Origin of the sequence: Streptomyces sp. NPDC059668, assembly GCF_042734135.1 — a bacterium.
In the GTDB taxonomy this organism is placed as follows: Bacteria; Actinomycetota; Actinomycetes; order Streptomycetales; family Streptomycetaceae; genus Streptomyces.
Map to the genome: position 1 here is coordinate 1 of NZ_JBHWEL010000111.1, position 16952 is coordinate 16952.

The window sequence follows — 16952 nt, forward strand, 5'->3', positions numbered from 1 at the left end:
GGGGGGCCCCCCTCCTCCGGCGGGGCCCCCCACCGGCGTATGTGTCCGCTGTTCTACTTGTTGTCCTCGCTGTCGATGCCCAGGCCCGGAAGGAGACCCGGGAGCAGCGGGGGCAGGGTGACGTCGGGGGCGCCGCCGGCGGGGCTGGACTTGCCGGCGGACGGGGACGAGCTGGTGGTGTCCTTGGGCGGGTCCAGCAGGCCGCCCGTGCTGCCGCCGAGCAGGCCTTCGCCGGTGGTGCCCGAGGCGGACGGCTTCGGCTTGCTGCTGCTGCTGTGGCTGCCGGTGGTGGAGCCGCTGCTGGCGCTGGGTGCCGGTCGGTGCGTGCCGGACGAGCCGGGGGCGTCCGAACTGGCGCCGCGGTGTCGGCCCGTGCCTTCCTGCACGGGGGGTTTCGGGAGCAGCGAGCGCAGCGGGTCGACCTCTTGGTCTATGGCGGCGAACACCGACGAGACCTGCTGGCTGACGTCGCCGAGCTGGACGGGCAGTCGGTCGCGCAGCGCGCCCCAGGCCTGGCGGTGGGACTGGGCGAAGGCGGAGAGGGCCTGGATCGGGCCGAGGGAGCCGTCCCGTTCGTATGCCTCGTGGAGCAGGCGGTGGCCTTCTGTCGCGTCGTGCTGCATGCCGGACAGGGCGCGCCTGACCTCGCCCAGGGACTCGTGGTCGAGGTTGCCCGAACGGCCGCGCTCCATCAGGCGGCGTGCCTCGCTCAGCCGGGTCGAGGCCTGGTCGAGGTAGAGCTCGCCCCGGTCGCTGTCGCCGTGGGCCAGGCCCAGCTTGATGTCCTCCATGCCTCGTTTCAGCCCGTAGAGCGAGTCTCCGGGCAGTGCGTCGGAGCTGGCGGCCGCCACGCCGCCGAACGCTCCGGCGGCCACGCCGACGGTGAGCCCGCCCGCGGCGAGGCCCTTGGACAGGCGCGAACGCGGTCGTAGCTTCCCCAGCCCGCTCGCCCGGTGCGCGCCTCGTGCCCGGTGCGAGCGCTGCTCGGGCACGGAACGGTCCGGGCCTTCGCCCCCCGCGGCGGTGCCTTCCAGCAGCATGGCCTCCATCGCCGCGACGAGCTGGGCTCGCTGCACGACTTTGACCTCGGGGTCCAGCTCCGGTTTGGGCAGCTCGCCGAGACCGGTGGCGAGGGCCAACAGCAGGCCCCGCTCGGTCTGTTCCGCAGCAGCCGGGGACGGTGCCGATCCATCGGGCTGCTCGGCCGCCGTGCCCTGGTCGGACTGCTCGTCCAGGGCCTGGGCGAAGGCGTTCGCCCGCCGGTGTGCCGATACGTTCGCGATCACTGGCGGCACCTCCTCTCGTCATGACGGTCGACTCCCCAGGGGGTCCTGAGGGTTGCACGCCCCGGGCGTGTCCACACGATCGGGTGATCGGTGGGGCCTGGGGAGTGACCACAGGGAGCCTGTATCCCGCACAACGAGCGTCGCGGCACTTGGGTTACGGACGACGGATGATCGGACCACGAAGTCAACAGACTTTTACAGATGGTGAGTTGGGCGTCGCCGAGCGTAGCGGGTCGTGCGGGACGGGGGCTGGGGACGGGCCTCAGCGGGCGTCCTCCGGGAGGAGCCGGGCGAGGGTGCGGACGGCTCGGTACTGGAGTGTCTTGATGGCGCCCTCGTTCTTGCCCATCACCCGGGCGGTCTCGGCGACCGAGAGCCCCTGCAGGAAGCGCAGGGTCACGCACTCCTGCTGCTGGGGATTGAGGCGTCGTACGGCGTCGAGCAGTGCCGCGTTCGACAGTGACTCCAGGACGGAGTCCTCGGGGCTGCGTTCGACCTCGTTCGCGTCGAGCATCTCGCCCGTGGTCACTTCCAGGCGGAAGCGGCTCGACTTGAAGTGGTCGGCGACCAGGTTGCGGGCGATGGTCACCAGCCAGGCGCCGAAGTCACGGCCCTGCCAGGTGAAGGTGCCGATCCTGCGCAGGGCGCGCAGGAACGTCTCGCTGGTGAGGTCTTCCGCGGTCGCCTTTCCGCCGACGCGGTAGTAGATGTAGCGGTACACGGTGTCGCTGTACTGGTCGTAGAGCCGCCCGAAGGCGTCGGCCTCGCCGGCCTGGGCGCGCTCGACGAGGTCCATCATCCGGGCGCTGTCGCTGTCTGCGGCCGGGCGGCGTGCGGTGGGCGTGGCGGCCGAGCCGGAGCGGCCCCGCCTGCCTACCGCCGCGCTGCCGTCGGCCAGTGCGTAGCACGGGCCGACGGGCGCGGGGAAGGCGAAGGCGGGGACGGCGTACGCGGTGGGGACGAAGCCGCGCAAGCGGTCGAGGACCGTTGCGCGCAGCGTAGCCAGGCCCGAGGCGTCAACCCCGACGTGTGAGTACACGGGACTCCCAGAGGCAGAGCTTCCATCACGTTCAGTGCGGGACCATTCACCCGTCGTAGCGACGGAGGGGTACCGGTTTGCGTCTGAGGAGAATAACGCTTCGTACAGGCAGTGCTACACCCAGTTGCTCAAATCATCGATTACGTCGCTTCTGTAACTGATTGACGCCTGATCAAGTGTCGTTCGGTGACCGATTGTTGATTGGATCGGTTCGGGTTCCGGCTGGGTGCGGGGCGTGTTGTGGCCGGGTGGGAGCGGGGGGACTGGCCGGGGCGTTGTGGGGGTAGGACCGGCGGAATGGGCTGGGCGCCGGGCGTTCCGACCGGCGTTTCCCCGCGGTTGTGGAGGGGCGGGGCTGCGTCGCGGTCCCCTGGGGGTGCGGATGCGGGTGCGGGTGCGTGGGGGTTGGTCGCGCAGTTCCCCGCGCCCCTGACAGGCATGGGGCTGCGCCCCGGCCTTCCCGTGGGTGGTTGCGGGGGTGCGGAAGCGGGTGCGGGTGCGTGGGGGCTGGGCGCGCAGTTCCCCGCGCCCCTAAAAGCGTGGTCCCGCGGCCGGGGTTCTCAGCCCGGGCCCGTATCTCCAGCGCAGGCCCGCATCTCCAGCCCGTCCGGCGTTTGAGGACGAGCCCTTCGGGCGATGGTGGGGGGCTGGGGGCGGAGCCCCCAGGGGGGTGGGTGGGGGTCAGCGGCGGCGGCGGTGGAGGGCGATGGCCGCCGCCGTGCCGCCGGCCACCGCGCCGACCCCGGCCGCCGCCGGGATGCCGACCTTCGCGGCCTTGCGCGCCGTGCGGTAGTCCCGCAGCCGCCATTCGAAGGCGCGCGCGTGCTTGCGCAGCTTGGCGTCCGGGTTGATCGCGTAGGGGTGGCCGACCAGGGACAGCATGGGGATGTCGTTGTGCGAGTCGCTGTAGGCCGCGCACCGGGTGAGGTCCAGGCCCTCCGCCGTGGCCAGCGCGCGGACCGCCTCCGCCTTCGCCGGGCCGTGCAGGGGCTCGCCGACCAGCTTGCCGGTGTAGACGCCGTCCACCGACTCCGCGACCGTGCCCAGCGCGCCGGTCAGACCCAGGCGGCGGGCGATCACCGTCGCGATCTCGACCGGGGCGGCCGTCACCAGCCACACCTTCTGGCCCGCGTCCAGGTGCGCCTGGGCGAGGGCGCGCGTGCCGGGCCAGATGCGCTCGGCCATGTACTCGTCGTAGATCTCCTCGCCGATGGACATCAGCTCGGCGACCCGGTGGCCCTTGACGATCGACAGCGCCGAGTCGCGGGCGTCCTGCATGTGCTCGGGGTCCTCGACCCCGGCCAGCCTGAACCATGCCTGCTGCCAGGCGAATCGGGCGAGATCGCGGGTCTCGAAGAACTTCCGCTTGTACAGGCCCCGCCCGAAGTGGAACAGCGCGGCGCCCTGCATGACGGTGTTGTCCAGGTCGAAGAAGGCGGCGGCCTTGTCGTCACCGAGCACCGGGAAGTCCGGTTCGTGGTCGGGGACGTCGGGTTCGGCGTCGTGGGCCAGTTCCTCCAGTTCCTGCGAGGACTTGCGCGCTGCCTCCGCCGAGGCCTCGCCTGCCAACACGCTCCGCGCGGTGGCGGAGCGCCTACGGGGAGTGAGCCATCCGAGAGCGGCCATGGCGTGAGCATAGCCAGTTTGTTCGGTGGTACCGGAGTCGCGAGGGTTCGAGGCTGTGAACTCTCCGCGACCGAGCCGTTAAAGAAGCGGTCCGCGGCGTTCCCGATCGGCGCGTCGGAGCCCGTGTCCGGGGCCGGTTGTCGCCTCCTGCGCCGAAGGAGGGCCCGTGGGGCGTCCGCGGCGGGAGAATGGCCGGTATGAGTCCCATGTTCGGGCGCGGTGAGCGCCGTACGGAGAAGGCGGAACCGGTGGAGAAGGCCGGGAGGGCGGAGACGAGGGCGCCGGGTGAGCGGCTGGTCACGCTGATCAGGAAACCCGGCTGCCATCTGTGTGATGACGCACAACAAGTGGTGGAGAAGGTGTGTGAAGACCTCGGCGTGCCGTGGGAGGGGAAGGACATCACGCAGGACGAGGAACTGCACCGCGCGTACTGGGAGCAGATCCCCGTTGTGCTGGTGGACGGTGCCCAGCACACGTTCTGGCGTGTGGACGAGGGGCGTCTGCGCAAGGCCCTGGTGTCCTAGTCGCGCGGAGATCCGGCCGGAGTCCGTCCTGACCGAGCAGTCCAGGTGGTCCGGAAAGTCGCCTAGGATCGACGGCGATTGGTCTCGGGGGCGGGATTCGTTGAGGAGTGTGTACGGTTTTGCCCCCTTCAGGTGCGGAACGAAGCTGTCCGCGCGCTGGTTCCATACCCGCGCGCCGGGCATGCGTGACCCCCGTCACGTTGCCCGGGCAAATCGGACACCATCTTTGTGCACGCGTTCACAAAGACATAGCCTGCATTCGACGGGGCGGTCTAGGTACGTGTGACCGCCTGCAGCCCCGCTCTACCCGCAGGAGCACCGTGGCAACTGGCCGAACTCACCGACCGGCGACCCGCAGCCGAGGAATTCCCGAGGCCACCGTCGCCCGTCTTCCGCTGTACCTCCGAGCCCTCACCGCACTGTCGGAGCGCTCGGTCCCCACGGTCTCCTCCGAGGAGCTCGCGGCCGCGGCGGGGGTCAACTCCGCGAAGCTGCGCAAGGACTTCTCCTACCTGGGCTCCTACGGGACGCGCGGTGTGGGGTACGACGTCGAGTATCTCGTCTACCAGATCTCCCGCGAACTGGGCCTGACCCAGGACTGGCCGGTAGTGATCGTCGGCATCGGTAACCTCGGCGCCGCGCTGGCCAACTACGGAGGGTTCGCGTCCCGCGGCTTCCGGGTCGCCGCGCTGATCGACGCCGACCCCGAGATGGCCGGAAAGCAGGTCGCGGGCATCGCCGTGCAGCACAGCGACGGCCTGGAGAAGATCATCGACGAGAACGGCGTCTCCATCGGGGTCATCACCACCCCGCCGGGCGTGGCCCAGCAGGTCTGCGACCGTCTGGTCGCCGCCGGGGTCACCTCCATCCTGAACTTCGCGCCGACCGTCCTGTCCGTCCCGGACGGCGTCGACGTGCGCAAGGTCGACCTCTCGATCGAACTCCAGATCCTCGCCTTCCACGAGCAGCGCAAGGCCGGCGAGGAGGCCGAGGCCCAGGCCGGTGCCGCCGCCCAGGCCGCCGCGCAGGAGAACAACGGCAAAGGACCCGACGGGGACGTTCCCGCCGTGATGCCGGCATGAGTCTCCTCGTCGTCGGGCTGAGCCACCGCAGCGCCCCGGTCAGCGTCCTGGAGCGGGCCACGCTGACCGCGGACACGCAGGCCAAGCTGGTCCAGGACACCGTCGCCGCCGAGCCGGCCGCCGAGGCCGCGGTGCTCGCCACCTGCAACCGCATCGAGCTGTACGCCGACGTGGACAAGTTCCACGCGGGCGTCGCCGAGCTGTCCACGCTGCTCGCCCAGCACAGCGGGGTCGGGCTCGAGGAGCTCACCCCCCACCTGTACGTGCACTACGAGGACCGCGCCGTCCACCACCTCTTCTCGGTGGCGTGCGGACTGGACTCGATGGTCGTGGGCGAGGGCCAGATCCTCGGCCAGATCAAGGACGCGCTGGCGACCGCGCAGGAGCTGCACACCGCGGGCCGCCTGCTGAACGACCTGTTCCAGCAGGCGCTGCGGGTCGGCAAGCGCGCGCACTCCGAGACCGGCATCGACCGGGCCGGGCAGTCCCTGGTCACCTTCGGCCTGGAACAGCTGTCCTCGGGCGCGCCCGTCGACGTCTGGGCCAAGGGCAAGCGGGCCCTGGTCATCGGGGCCGGCTCCATGTCCTCGCTGGCCGCGGCGACGCTCGCGCGCGCCGGGGTCGCCGAGATCGTCATCGCCAACCGCACGCCCGACCGCGCGCAGCGGCTCGCGCAGATCCTCAACGAGAACGAGGGCGGCGCCTCGGACGTGACGGCCCGCGCGGTGCCGATGGACGCCGTTCCGGTCGAGCTGACACGTGCCGACGTCGCCGTGTCCTGCACCGGCGCGACGGGACTCGTCCTGACGGCCGAGTCGGTCGTGGCGGCCGTGGCCGGACGCACGGGGCAGGGTGCCGTTCAGGGCGTCGGCTCCGCTCGTACGGCACCGGACGCGGACTTCGCGCGTACGGCGTCGGGCACGGTCGCGGACGACGCGCCGCTCGCGCCCACGAGCGTCGGCACCGAGGACGGCTGTCCGCTCGACGTGTCCACCGTGCAGGGCACGGCCGGGTTCTCCGTGCTCGGCGAGGCCGCCGTGGCCGGCATGGCCGCCGCCGAGCTGGAGCAGCACGCGGCCTGGGTGGACAAGGGCGACGCGGCGGCCCGTGCCCCGCGTGCCGCGGGGCTCCTCGACCCGGAGGCCGACACGGAGGCCATCGCGGCGCTCGCCGCGGCCGTCGCCGTCGTCGGCCGGGTCCCCGAGCGCCGCAGGCCCGAACCGGTCGCCGGGGCACCCCGGTCCGCGCCCGCGCTGGCGCTGCTCGACCTCGCCATGCCCCGTGACATCGACGCGGCCGTGCACCGCCTGCTCGGCGTGCGCCTGGTCGACATCGAGTCGCTGGCCGAGGCGTCCGCGGACGCGCCGATGGCCGCCGACGTGGACCAGGTGCGGCGGATCGTCGCCGACGAGGTGGCCGCGTTCAGCGCCGCCCAGCGGGCCGCCCACATCACGCCCACCGTCGTGGCGCTGCGCACCATGGCCGCCGACCTCGTCGCGACCGAGATCGCGCGGCTCGACGGACGGCTGCCGGACCTCGACGACAAGCAGCGGGGCGAGATCACGCAGACCGTGCGGCGGGTCGTCGACAAGCTGCTGCACGCGCCGACCGTACGGGTCAAGCAACTGGCCGCCGAACCCGGCGGCGCCGGGTACGCGGACGCGCTGCGAACCCTGTTCGACCTGGACCCGGAGACGGTCGCCTCCGTCTCCCGGGCCGAGAACAACACCGAGAACGCCAAGAACCGAGGGCGAGCATGAGTGAGCCGCGTGAGCCACAGGGGCGCACCGGCGGCGGGAGTCCGAGCGCGCACAGCCCCGATGGGCTGGGCACCGAAGGACTTCCGGCGCCGGATGCACCGCCCCGAGGGGCTGAGCCGGAACAAGGGGCACTGAGGCTGGGGACCAGGCGCAGCAAACTCGCCATGGCCCAGTCCGCACTGGTGGCGGACGCAGTGAGCAAGGTGACCGGACGGCCCGTCGAGCTCGTGGAGATCACGACGTACGGCGACGTCTCCCGTGAGGACCTCGCGCAGATCGGCGGCACGGGTGTGTTCGTCGCCGCGCTGCGTGAGGCGCTGCTGCGTGGCGAGGTCGACTTCGCCGTGCACTCGCTCAAGGACCTGCCGACCGAGCAGCCCGCCGGGCTGGTGCTGGCCGCCGTGCCGGCGCGCGAGGACGCGCGCGACGTACTCGTCGCCCGTGACGGCCTCACCTTCGCGCAGCTGCCCAGGGGCGCGCGGGTCGGTACCGGTTCGCCGCGCCGGATGGCCCAGCTGAACGCGTACGCGCGGGGCCACGGGACGACGATCGAGACGGTCGCCATCCGCGGGAACGTCGACACGCGGATCGGATACGTGCACGGAGGGGAGCTCGACGCCGTCGTGCTCGCCGCCGCCGGCCTCAGCCGCCTGGGGCGGCTGGGGGAAGCGACGGACTTCCTGCCCGTCGACACCGTTTTGCCCGCCCCCGGCCAGGGGGCCCTGGCGATCGAGTGCGCCGCGGACGACGCGGATCTCGTCGCCGCGCTCGGAGAGCTCGACGACCCGTTCACCCGGATCGCCGTGACCGCCGAGCGGTCCCTGCTCGCCGCCCTGGAGGCCGGCTGCAGCGCACCCGTGGGTGCGCTCGCCGACCTGCTGGCGGACGGGCAGATTGTCAAGGAAATGCGCCTGCGCGGCGTCGTCGGCACGACCGACGGCTCGACGCTGGTGCAGTTGTCCACCACCGGTCCCGTGCCCGAGACGCACGACCAAGCAAGGGCGCTCGGCCGCGAACTCGCCGCCGAGATGCTTGCGAAGGGTGCGGCCGGTCTGATGGGGGAGCGAGCACATTGAGCCCCACCAACCTTCCCGCCGGTCCCGAACACGGGCACGTCACCTTCCTCGGTGCCGGACCCGGAGATCCGGGACTACTGACACTGCGCGCCGTGGAGGCGCTGGCGAACGCGGACGTCCTCGTCGCCGGGCACGAGGTGCTCGACGTCGTGCGTGCGCACGCCAGGCAGAACGTCGCCGTGCTGAACACGGATACGGAGACGGCTTTCGGCACGTCCGCCGGTCCGTACTCGGGCACAGGCGCGTCCCAGTCAGCGGTTGTTGACACACTGTCAGCAGCCGTTGGTGACCCCGCGTCGAGGGACGCTGCCAATCTTGTCATGGAGGCCGCACGGGGCGGCAAGCGGGTCGTGCGTGCGGTCTCCGGTGACCCCGGGCTCGACACGTACGCCGCCGAGGAGATGCTGGCCTGCGCCGCCGCGGGCGTGCCGTTCGAGGTCGTGCCCGGCGTGGCGGCGGCCGTGGGCGTGCCCGCGTACGCCGGTGTGCCGCTGCGTGACGCGCAGGGCGCGGACGTGCGGTTCGTCGACGCCCGGACGGCCTCCGACCGGTGCTGGACCGAGGTCGGGGCGTCGGACGGCACGGTCGTCGTGTCGGCGACGCTCGACTCCGTGGCCGCGGCCGCGGCGGAGCTCGTCGCCTCGGGCCGCAAGCCCGATACGCCGATGTCGGTGACGGTCGCGGGTACGACCACGCGTCAGCGGACCTGGTCGGCCACGCTCGGGACCATCGCGCAGACCCTGAAGCAGGCCAAGGTGCTGCCGTCCCCGGACGGTGGCCGGCCGGTGATAGCCGTGGTCGGTGAGCGTTCCGCCGCCGCCCAGCGCGACCAGTTGTCGTGGTTCGAGTCCAAGCCGCTGTTCGGCTGGAAGGTGCTCGTGCCGCGCACGAAGGAGCAGGCGGCCTCGCTCTCCGACCAACTGCGTTCGTACGGCGCCGTGCCGCACGAGGTGCCCACGATCGCCGTCGAACCGCCGCGTACGCCGCAGCAGATGGAACGCGCGGTCAAGGGACTCGTCACCGGACGGTACGAGTGGATCGCCTTCACGTCGGTCAACGCGGTGAAGGCGGTGCGGGAGAAGTTCGAGGAGTACGGGCTCGACGCGCGGGCCTTCGCCGGGATCAAGGTCGCGGCGGTGGGCGAGCAGACGGCGAAGGCACTGGTCGCCTTCGGCGTGAAGCCGGACCTGGTGCCGAGCGGGGAGCAGTCCGCGGCCGGGCTGCTCGACGACTGGCCGCCGTACGACCCGGTCTTCGACCCGATCGACCGGGTGTTCCTGCCGCGGGCGGACATCGCCACCGAGACGCTGGTCGCGGGGCTCATCGAGCTGGGCTGGGAGGTCGACGACGTCACGGCCTACCGGACCGTGCGGGCGTCGCCGCCGCCGGCGGAGACCCGTGAGGCGATCAAGGGCGGTGGTTTCGACGCCGTTCTGTTCACGTCCTCGTCGACGGTGCGGAACCTGGTCGGGATCGCGGGCAAGCCGCACAACGTGACCGTGATCGCGTGCATCGGTCCCGCCACCGCGAAGACCGCGGAGGAGCACGGGCTGCGGGTCGACGTCATGGCTCCGGAGCCGTCGGTGCACAAGCTGGCTGAGGCGTTGGCGGACTTCGGGCTGCGGCGGAGGGCTGCCGCCGCGGAGGCGGGGGATCCGGTGACGCGGCCCAGTGAGCGGAGGCCGGGGGCGCGGAGGCGGCGGGCCACGTAGGTTCTGTGTAGGTGTGCGGGGCGGTCGGGGCGGTTTTCTTTCGCCCCCGCCGCCCCTACCCGTCCCATCCCGTACCTGGGGGCTCCGCCCCCAGACCCCCGCCAGGGGCGCTGCGTCCCCTGGACCCCCGCCATCGCCCGAAGGGCTCGTCCTCAAGCGCCGGACGGGCTGGAGATGCGGGCCTGCGCCGAATCCCCGCCGTCGCCCGAAGCTCGTCCTCGGACGCCGACGGGCTGAGGGTGCGGGGCCGCGCTGGAGATGCGTTCCCGTGTCCATGGGCCGCCCGCACCCCTCCCACCCGTGTCCCTACCGGCACGATGTCGGCAAAAGGGGTGGGGCGGCGGGCGTAGCGTGGGGGGATGACCAAGTACGGATCCTTCCCCGGTACGCGGCCGCGGCGGCTGCGTACGACGCCTGTCATGCGGCGCATGGTCGCCGAGACCCGGCTGCACCCCGCCGACTTCATCCTGCCCGCGTTCGTGCGGGAGGGCGTGAGCGAGCCCGTGCCGATCGAGGCGATGCCCGGGGTCGTGCAGCACACCCGGGACAGTCTCAAGAAGGCCGCCCTGGAGGCGGTGGAGGCCGGGATCTCGGGGATCATGCTCTTCGGGGTGCCGGAGGACTCGAAGAAGGACGCCGTGGGGACGCCCGGCACCGACCCGGACGGGATCCTGCAGGTCGCGCTCCGCGATGTGCGCGCCGAGGTCGGGGACGAACTCCTCGTCATGTCCGACCTCTGTCTCGACGAGACCACCGACCACGGGCACTGCGGAGTCCTCGACGCGGAAGGGCGCGTGGACAACGACGCGACCCTGGAGCGCTACGCCGAGATGGCCCAGGTCCAGGCCGACGCCGGGGCCCATGTGGTGGGCCCCAGCGGCATGATGGACGGGCAGATCGGTGTCATCCGGGACGCCCTGGACCAGATCGGCCGGGAGGACGTCGCCGTCCTCGCCTACACCGTCAAGTACTCCTCGGCCTTCTACGGGCCCTTCCGGGAGGCCGTCGGCTCCTCGCTCAAGGGTGACCGGAAGACGTACCAGCAGGATCCCGCGAACCTCCGGGAGTCCCTGCGGGAGCTCGCCCTCGACCTGGAGGAGGGCGCCGACATGGTGATGGTGAAGCCGGCCGGACCCTACCTGGACGTCCTCGCGCGGGTCGCCGACGCGGTGGACGTGCCCGTGGTCGCGTACCAGATCTCCGGCGAGTACTCGATGATCGAGGCGGCGGCGGAGAGGGGCTGGATCGACCGGGACAAGGCGATCCTGGAGGCGCTGACCGGCATCAAGCGGGCCGGGGCGCGGAACATCCTGACCTACTGGGCGACCGAGGTGGCCCGGACGCTGCGCTAGGGCGTGGTGCGGGCCGGCCTCGCGAGGGCTCAGTACGACAGCGCGTCGTCCAGGCTCTGCTGCCAGTACGTCACCGTGAGCTTGTCGTCGACGTGCACGCCCTTCGCGGGCAGGGCCGGGGTCGCGCTGCTGCCCTTGGCGAAGCCGACGACGAGGGTCTTCGCCGTGTAGCCGTTGCCGCCGCTGCCGTCGCCGGCCGACAGGAGGACGCCCGCGTAGCCGGACTCGCCCGGCGCGAGGGTGACGACCGCCTGCGGGTGGGTCTCCTCGGCGACCGGGGGGACCGACTGGGCCTCGCCGAAGCGGGCGATCGGGTAGCCGGTCAGGTCGCAGTTCTTCGAGCCGGTGTTGGTGACGGTGAGGAGCAGGTGGTTGAGGGGGCGGGAGACCTCGGTCGCGGTGGTCCTGGTGTTGGCGCCGTTGCAGGCGGCGTTCCGGGTGCCGCCCGTGCCGGTGCCGCCGCCGGTGGACTTGCCGGCGCCCGTCCCGCCGGAGGAACCGGTCGCGGAGCCCTTGCCGGAGCCCTTCGTGGGGGTGGCGGCCGAGCCTCCCGCCGCGCCTCCCGTCGAGGTGCCGCTGTCGGCCGCCGGCTTCGCCGTCGTCGAACCGCCGGGCTTGGCCGAGGACTCGGACGCGGGGGACGCGCCCTCGTCCCGTACGCCCTTGCCGTTGTCGCACGCCGTGAGGGCGAGCGCGGCGAGCGCGATCGTCGAGGCGGCGAGCAGACGGGTGCGGACGGTGCGTGCGGACATGGGTGATCCCCCTGTGGGTGTCGGACCGGGTCGGCCGCTCGTCCGGTCGAGGCGAGCGGCGTGCTTGGATGGCCACAGCTTGTGGGGTGATCCGTCCCGGCCGCCACGGTTGCCGGGGGATACGGGACGCCGGAACGTTCGTATGGAGTCTGACCTGGGGTGATGTCATCCCCCTGGAACGCGGGCCGGGACGCGGGGGATGGAGGAACGGTGGCCGGGGACGAGTTCGCGGGACTGCTTCGGGAGTTGAAGGAGCGGTCCGGGCTCAGTTACGGGGCGCTCGCGAAGCGGTTGCACGTGAGTACGTCCACGCTGCACCGGTACGTCAACGGGGACGCCGTGCCGGCGGACTACGCGCCGGTGGAGCGGCTCGCGCGGGTGTGCGGGGCGAGCCCGGAGGAGCTGGTGGAGCTTCACCGGCGGTGGGTTCTCGCGGACGCGCTGCGGGGGCAGAAGGGCACGGTCGCGGGGAGTCCGCCGCCGGGAGCGGTGGCCGGCCGGCAGGAGGATCCCGCGGACGGGGACGCCGGCTCGGGCGGGGCCGCGGGTGGCGACGGGTACGCCGGTGGCGTGCCGGACGTCGGTGCGGAGGCGGGGCCCGGGGTCCGGTCGGCTGCGGTGCGGCGGAGCCGACGGGCCGTGGCGTTCGCCGCCGCCGGTGCCGTCGTGGTGGCCGCGGTCGCCTCCACCGCGCTCGTCGTGCACCTCGGGTCCGGCAGGAGCGACGACGACACCAAGGGGCATGCCGTGGGCCTGGGCATACCGCCCGGCGCGCGCCTGCGCGCCGACACGACGCCGACCGGCCCGCGTCAGGGGCCGGCGTCGCCGTCCGCCTCGCGTGACGGCGCCCCCGAGGCGTCCTCCTCGTCGATCGGCGGTCCGGTGGACCGGGACGCGGCCGACGGGAAGGGCGCCGGCGAGGACCGCCCCGCCGGGGACGGCGCGACCGCGCCGGACGTCGTCGCCGACCCGTACAAGTGGGACGACCCGTGCAGTCAGCACTACCTGCTGAACCGGAAGCCCGCGCAGGTGCCGCCGCCGCCGAACGAGGCGGACGCGCGGGGGTGGGTCGGCGCGCTCGGCGGGGTCGCCGGAGGGCAGCAGATGCTCGCGCTGACCGTGCAGGGCACCGGGCGGGCCACCGTCGTCCTGAAGGCCCTGCACGTACGGGTGCTGGAGAAGAACGCGCCGCTCGCCTGGAACGACTACGCGATGGGCGTCGGCTGCGGCGGCGGGGTGCAGACCAAGTCGTTCGCCGTGGACCTCGACGCGGGGCGGCCCGTGACCGCGCCCAAGGCCGGACAGCGCGACTTCCCCTACAAGGTCAGTGAGTCCGACCCGGAGGTGTTCTACGTCTTCGCGGACGCCCAGGCGCACGACGTGAGCTGGTACCTGGAACTGGACTGGTCCAGCGGTTCGAAGAGCGGCACGGTGCGGGTCGACGACCACGGGAAGCCGTTCCGGACGAGCGGGAACCTGGGGCGTCCCGCGTACGACTATCCGCTGGGCGGAAGCGAGTGGCTGACGGCGGCTCCCGCCGGGTAGGGACGGGACGGTGTGGCCGGCCCGGGCACGATCAAGTCGCCCCAGGAGTTAGGTTGTTGCCCGTTTGATAACGCGACTCTCCAGGGAGAGGCTCTATGCCCGGTGATGCTCTCAGCCAGGACCCCGCCGAGCTGAGAAGGAGGATCGACACCACCAAGGCGCACCCGGCCCGCGTCTACGACGTCTTCCTCGGGGGCAAGGACAACTACCCGGTCGACCGGAACGCGGCCGCCGCGGCGCTCGCGGCGAACCCGCGCGGGTACCTCGACGTCCGGCACAACCGGGACTTCCTGCGGCGTGCGGTGACCACGCTGACCCGGGAGGACGGCGTCCGCCAGTACCTGGACATAGGTACGGGACTGCCGACGCGGGAGAACGTGCACCAGATCGCCCAGCGGATCGCCCCCACGTCACGGGTGGTGTACGTCGACAACGACCCGGTGGTCCTCGCCCACGCGCGGGCGCTGCTCACCAGTGGGCCGGAGGGGGTGACCGACTACGTCGACGCGGACCTCAAGCAGCCCGCGCAGATTCTCCAGGAGGCCGCGAAGACCCTCGACTTCGACCAGCCGGTCGTGCTCGTGCTGGTGGCGATCCTGCACTTCATCGAGGACGACGAGGCGTATCCGATCGTGCGCGACCTGGTGAAGGCGCTGCCGTCCGGGAGCCGGGTGGTGCTCAGCCATCTCACCGAGGACCTGAACGCGGAGAACGTCCGGGCGGTGCAACGGACGTACACCGAGCGCGGGTTCACGTTCGTGCTGCGTTCCAGGGCCGAGGTCGAGCGGTTCTTCACGGAGAACGGGCTCGAACTGGACGAGCCGGGTGTCGTGCCCGTGCACCACTGGCGGCCCGACGGGGCGGCGCCCGCCCCCGAGGCGGCCGACCCCGCGTACCTCGCGACCCTCGACGACATCGAGAAGGTCCGCTACCTCGACATCAACGACGTCACGGACGCCGACATCAACGTCTACGGGGCGACCGCCGTCAAGCGCTGAACGCCCGCGGGGGCGCGGGCCGGGTCTGCCGCCCCGCCGCCCCCGCCGCACGAGGACTCAGTCCCACCAGAAGGACCACACCCGCTGACCGAGGACGTCGTGCTCCGCGTACGCGCGCAACGTCTCGTGGTGGCCCTGGGTGATGTTGTCCGGGCAGAACGCGAAGTGCTCGGCCGCCACCGCCTCGGCCTCGTCCCGGGTCGTGGGCGGCGCCGCCACCGACAGCACCAGCTGGTCGAAGGTGAGGGCCACGACCCGTATGCCGAAGCGGTCCTCCCAGGAGCGCAGCACCGCGCACAGGCGAGCCACGTCACCCTCGTGGTTGACCGGACCGAACCAGCCGATCGCCGCCGGGATGTCCGCGCTGCGGCGGGCCGGGACCAGGGCGAGGCGCGGTTCCTTCAGCCACGAGCCGCTGTCCGCGAGGGAGTCGGCGATCTCGGCGGCACGCGTGTCGGGGTCGGTCTCCTGTCGCGCGGCGGCCGCGAGGCCCGGCCAGGCGAGGCCGAACGGCGCGACCTTCTCGTCGTACGTCGGCTGCTCGCCGAAGACCTCGACGACGGCCTGCGCGCCGGGCTGGCCCCCGTCCGCGCCGAGTTCCTCCGCCGCGTACTCGTCCCAGAACTCCGCGAGCACCTCCTCGGCGTCGTGGTCCCCGGGATAGGACGCCTCGGCGGGCATCAGCTCCCAGTCCTGCGGGCCGCCCTGATCGCCACTCACGTCGACCAGGAGGGGGAGCAGCCCGGTCCGCCGCGCGGGGTCCAGCGCCGCCCAGCCGCCGGGGGCCGCCGGCCCGTCGGCGTGCCACAGCAGCGGCTCGTGCCACGGGCCGTCGCCCGTCGCGTCGATCAGTCTCCCGGCCGGGAGTTCAAGCCCGAGCGGGTGGCCGCTCGGGTCGGCCGCCAGCTTCGGCAGCGGGTTCGGAAGTGTCGCCATGCCGGTGACTGTAGGGGCCGCCACTGACAACGCGTGGCGAGCCCCCCGCCCCTGCCTCGCGACAGCCTCAACGGCCCTGCGGCTGAAAGAAGTTGATGCCGTGAGTAATGAGGTCGACGGCGGAGCGTGGCCCTGGTTGCTTGTGGGGAACGGGTGCTCAGAAGGGGCGCCCGTCCTCATGGAGGGGGATGCATCCGTGCCCAGAAGCACAGGATGGAGACGCGTTCTGACCGGCGCGCTCGCGGGTCTGACCGCGGCGATCGGTCTCACCGCGGGCCTGGCCGCACCCGCCGCGGCCGCCACCGGTACACCCACGGCCGTGACCAAGTACAGCCACACCAGTGCGTCCGGGGACTACGTGGGTCAGGGCGCCACCGTCGCGTACACGCCGAAGACGGCCACGATCGACGGTGGCGGCTCCGCGGAGTACGTGCGCTTCCGTGTGTCGACCGACGACACCTGGTGGGACGTCGACCTCGCCGCGCCACAAGGGGAGAAGCTTCACCCCGGCGTCTACCGGAACGCCGAGCGGGCCGCGTTCCGCACCGGACGCTCTCCGGGCCTGGACGTCTCCGGTGACGGGCGCGGCTGCAACGAGGTGTACGGGCAGTTCTCGGTCAATCAGATCGAGACGGACGCCGACGGCACAATCACCCTGTTGGACGCCACCTACACCCAGCACTGCGAGAGCGCGACCGCCCCGGCCCTCACCGGCGTCATCAAGTACCGCGCCTATCCGCTGAGTTACGCCTACGCCAGTGACGCCGGGGACTGGATCGGGCAGGGCGTGAGCCGGACCCACACCGGCTCCACGAGTACGTTCTCGCTCAGCGGGAGTGCCGACGGCGTCCAGTACGGCGTGTCCGGCAAGCGGGAGTACTGGTCGGCTTCCATCGCCCCGCCCGTGGGGGAGCGGTTCAAGGTCGGGACGACCTACGCGACGGAGCGCTTCCGCGGACCGGACGTCGGCGGGCTCGACCTGGGCGGCAACGGCCGCGGCTGCAACAGCAGCACCGGTGAGTTCACCGTCGGCAAGCTGGCGTTGAACGGCGACGGCACCGTGAAGGCGTTCGCGGCGACCTTCGTCCAGCACTGCGAGGGCGGCACCCCCGCGCTGCGCGGCACGATCCACTACTACGCCTGACAGCCGGACGGGCCCCCGGGGGGGGGGGGGGGGGGGGGCCCCCCCCCCCGGGGGGGGGGGCGCCGCGCCCCCCCCCCCCCCCGCCCCGCCGCGCGGGGGGGGGGCACAAAGCCCGGGCGC

14 protein-coding genes are annotated in these 16952 nt (G+C 72.5%); 9 read left to right on the top strand and 5 right to left on the bottom strand.

The window, feature by feature from the left end; all coding sequences use genetic code 11:
• Nucleotides 1-53: 53 nt before the first annotated feature.
• The 3 genes from ACFV2J_RS40235 to ACFV2J_RS40245 form a co-directional block, all read right to left on the bottom strand.
• Nucleotides 54-1286, bottom strand: coding sequence for a DUF5667 domain-containing protein (locus ACFV2J_RS40235; protein WP_385098248.1), 1233 nt, complete (start codon nucleotides 1284-1286; stop codon nucleotides 54-56).
• A gap of 262 nt (nucleotides 1287-1548) precedes the next feature.
• Nucleotides 1549-2325, bottom strand: a complete 777-nt coding sequence (locus tag ACFV2J_RS40240; RefSeq protein ID WP_385443433.1) for an ECF subfamily RNA polymerase sigma factor, BldN family — start codon at nucleotides 2323-2325, stop codon at nucleotides 1549-1551.
• A gap of 681 nt (nucleotides 2326-3006) precedes the next feature.
• Complete coding sequence (locus tag ACFV2J_RS40245) at nucleotides 3007-3951, bottom strand: HAD family hydrolase (protein ID WP_385093553.1); 945 nt, start codon at nucleotides 3949-3951, stop codon at nucleotides 3007-3009.
• 188 nt (nucleotides 3952-4139) lie between these two features.
• On the opposite strand from ACFV2J_RS40245, the gene ACFV2J_RS40250 reads away from it, so the two are divergent.
• From ACFV2J_RS40250 to hemB, 6 genes are all read left to right on the top strand, one after another.
• Nucleotides 4140-4475, top strand: a complete 336-nt coding sequence (locus tag ACFV2J_RS40250) for a glutaredoxin family protein (protein WP_385093551.1) — start codon at nucleotides 4140-4142, stop codon at nucleotides 4473-4475.
• Nucleotides 4476-4795: 320 nt separating this feature from the next.
• On the top strand, nucleotides 4796-5557 hold the full coding sequence (locus ACFV2J_RS40255; protein ID WP_168529411.1) for a redox-sensing transcriptional repressor Rex: 762 nt from the start codon (nucleotides 4796-4798) through the stop codon (nucleotides 5555-5557).
• Nucleotides 5554-7317, top strand: coding sequence for a glutamyl-tRNA reductase (locus ACFV2J_RS40260; RefSeq protein ID WP_385093547.1), 1764 nt, complete (start codon nucleotides 5554-5556; stop codon nucleotides 7315-7317). The genes ACFV2J_RS40255 and ACFV2J_RS40260 overlap by 4 nt, the downstream gene beginning before the upstream one ends.
• The gene (gene hemC / locus ACFV2J_RS40265; protein WP_385093545.1) at nucleotides 7314-8393 is read left to right on the top strand and encodes a hydroxymethylbilane synthase; all 1080 of its coding nucleotides are present in this window, start codon (nucleotides 7314-7316) and stop codon (nucleotides 8391-8393) included. Before ACFV2J_RS40260 ends, hemC begins: the two co-directional genes overlap by 4 nt.
• Nucleotides 8390-10105, top strand: coding sequence for a uroporphyrinogen-III synthase (locus tag ACFV2J_RS40270; RefSeq protein ID WP_385093542.1), 1716 nt, complete (start codon nucleotides 8390-8392; stop codon nucleotides 10103-10105). Before hemC ends, ACFV2J_RS40270 begins: the two co-directional genes overlap by 4 nt.
• A gap of 359 nt (nucleotides 10106-10464) precedes the next feature.
• Nucleotides 10465-11457 (top strand): porphobilinogen synthase, encoded by a 993-nt coding sequence (hemB, locus tag ACFV2J_RS40275; RefSeq protein ID WP_385095872.1) that lies wholly within the window; start codon nucleotides 10465-10467, stop codon nucleotides 11455-11457.
• A gap of 29 nt (nucleotides 11458-11486) precedes the next feature.
• Here hemB and ACFV2J_RS40280 read toward each other — a convergent pair whose 3' ends face one another.
• Nucleotides 11487-12209 carry a DUF4232 domain-containing protein gene (locus tag ACFV2J_RS40280; protein WP_385095869.1) on the bottom strand — a complete coding sequence of 241 codons (723 nt, stop codon included), beginning with the start codon at nucleotides 12207-12209 and terminating at the stop codon, nucleotides 11487-11489.
• Nucleotides 12210-12419: 210 nt separating this feature from the next.
• On the opposite strand from ACFV2J_RS40280, the gene ACFV2J_RS40285 reads away from it, so the two are divergent.
• Together ACFV2J_RS40285 and ACFV2J_RS40290 are read left to right on the top strand one after the other, a co-directional pair.
• Complete coding sequence (locus ACFV2J_RS40285) at nucleotides 12420-13754, top strand: helix-turn-helix domain-containing protein (RefSeq protein WP_385095866.1); 1335 nt, start codon at nucleotides 12420-12422, stop codon at nucleotides 13752-13754.
• A gap of 95 nt (nucleotides 13755-13849) precedes the next feature.
• A complete protein-coding gene (locus ACFV2J_RS40290; protein WP_385095863.1) occupies nucleotides 13850-14752 on the top strand; it encodes an SAM-dependent methyltransferase in 903 nt (300 codons plus the stop codon).
• 57 nt (nucleotides 14753-14809) lie between these two features.
• Here ACFV2J_RS40290 and ACFV2J_RS40295 read toward each other — a convergent pair whose 3' ends face one another.
• The gene (locus ACFV2J_RS40295) at nucleotides 14810-15688 is read right to left on the bottom strand and encodes a DUF4253 domain-containing protein (RefSeq protein WP_385443443.1); all 879 of its coding nucleotides are present in this window, start codon (nucleotides 15686-15688) and stop codon (nucleotides 14810-14812) included.
• Between the two features lie 196 nt (nucleotides 15689-15884).
• Between ACFV2J_RS40295 and ACFV2J_RS40300 the strand changes: the two genes are divergently transcribed.
• Entirely contained in the window at nucleotides 15885-16832 is a 948-nt protein-coding gene (locus ACFV2J_RS40300; RefSeq protein ID WP_385098454.1) for a hypothetical protein, read from the top strand.
• The last annotated feature ends 120 nt before the right edge of the window (nucleotides 16833-16952 follow it).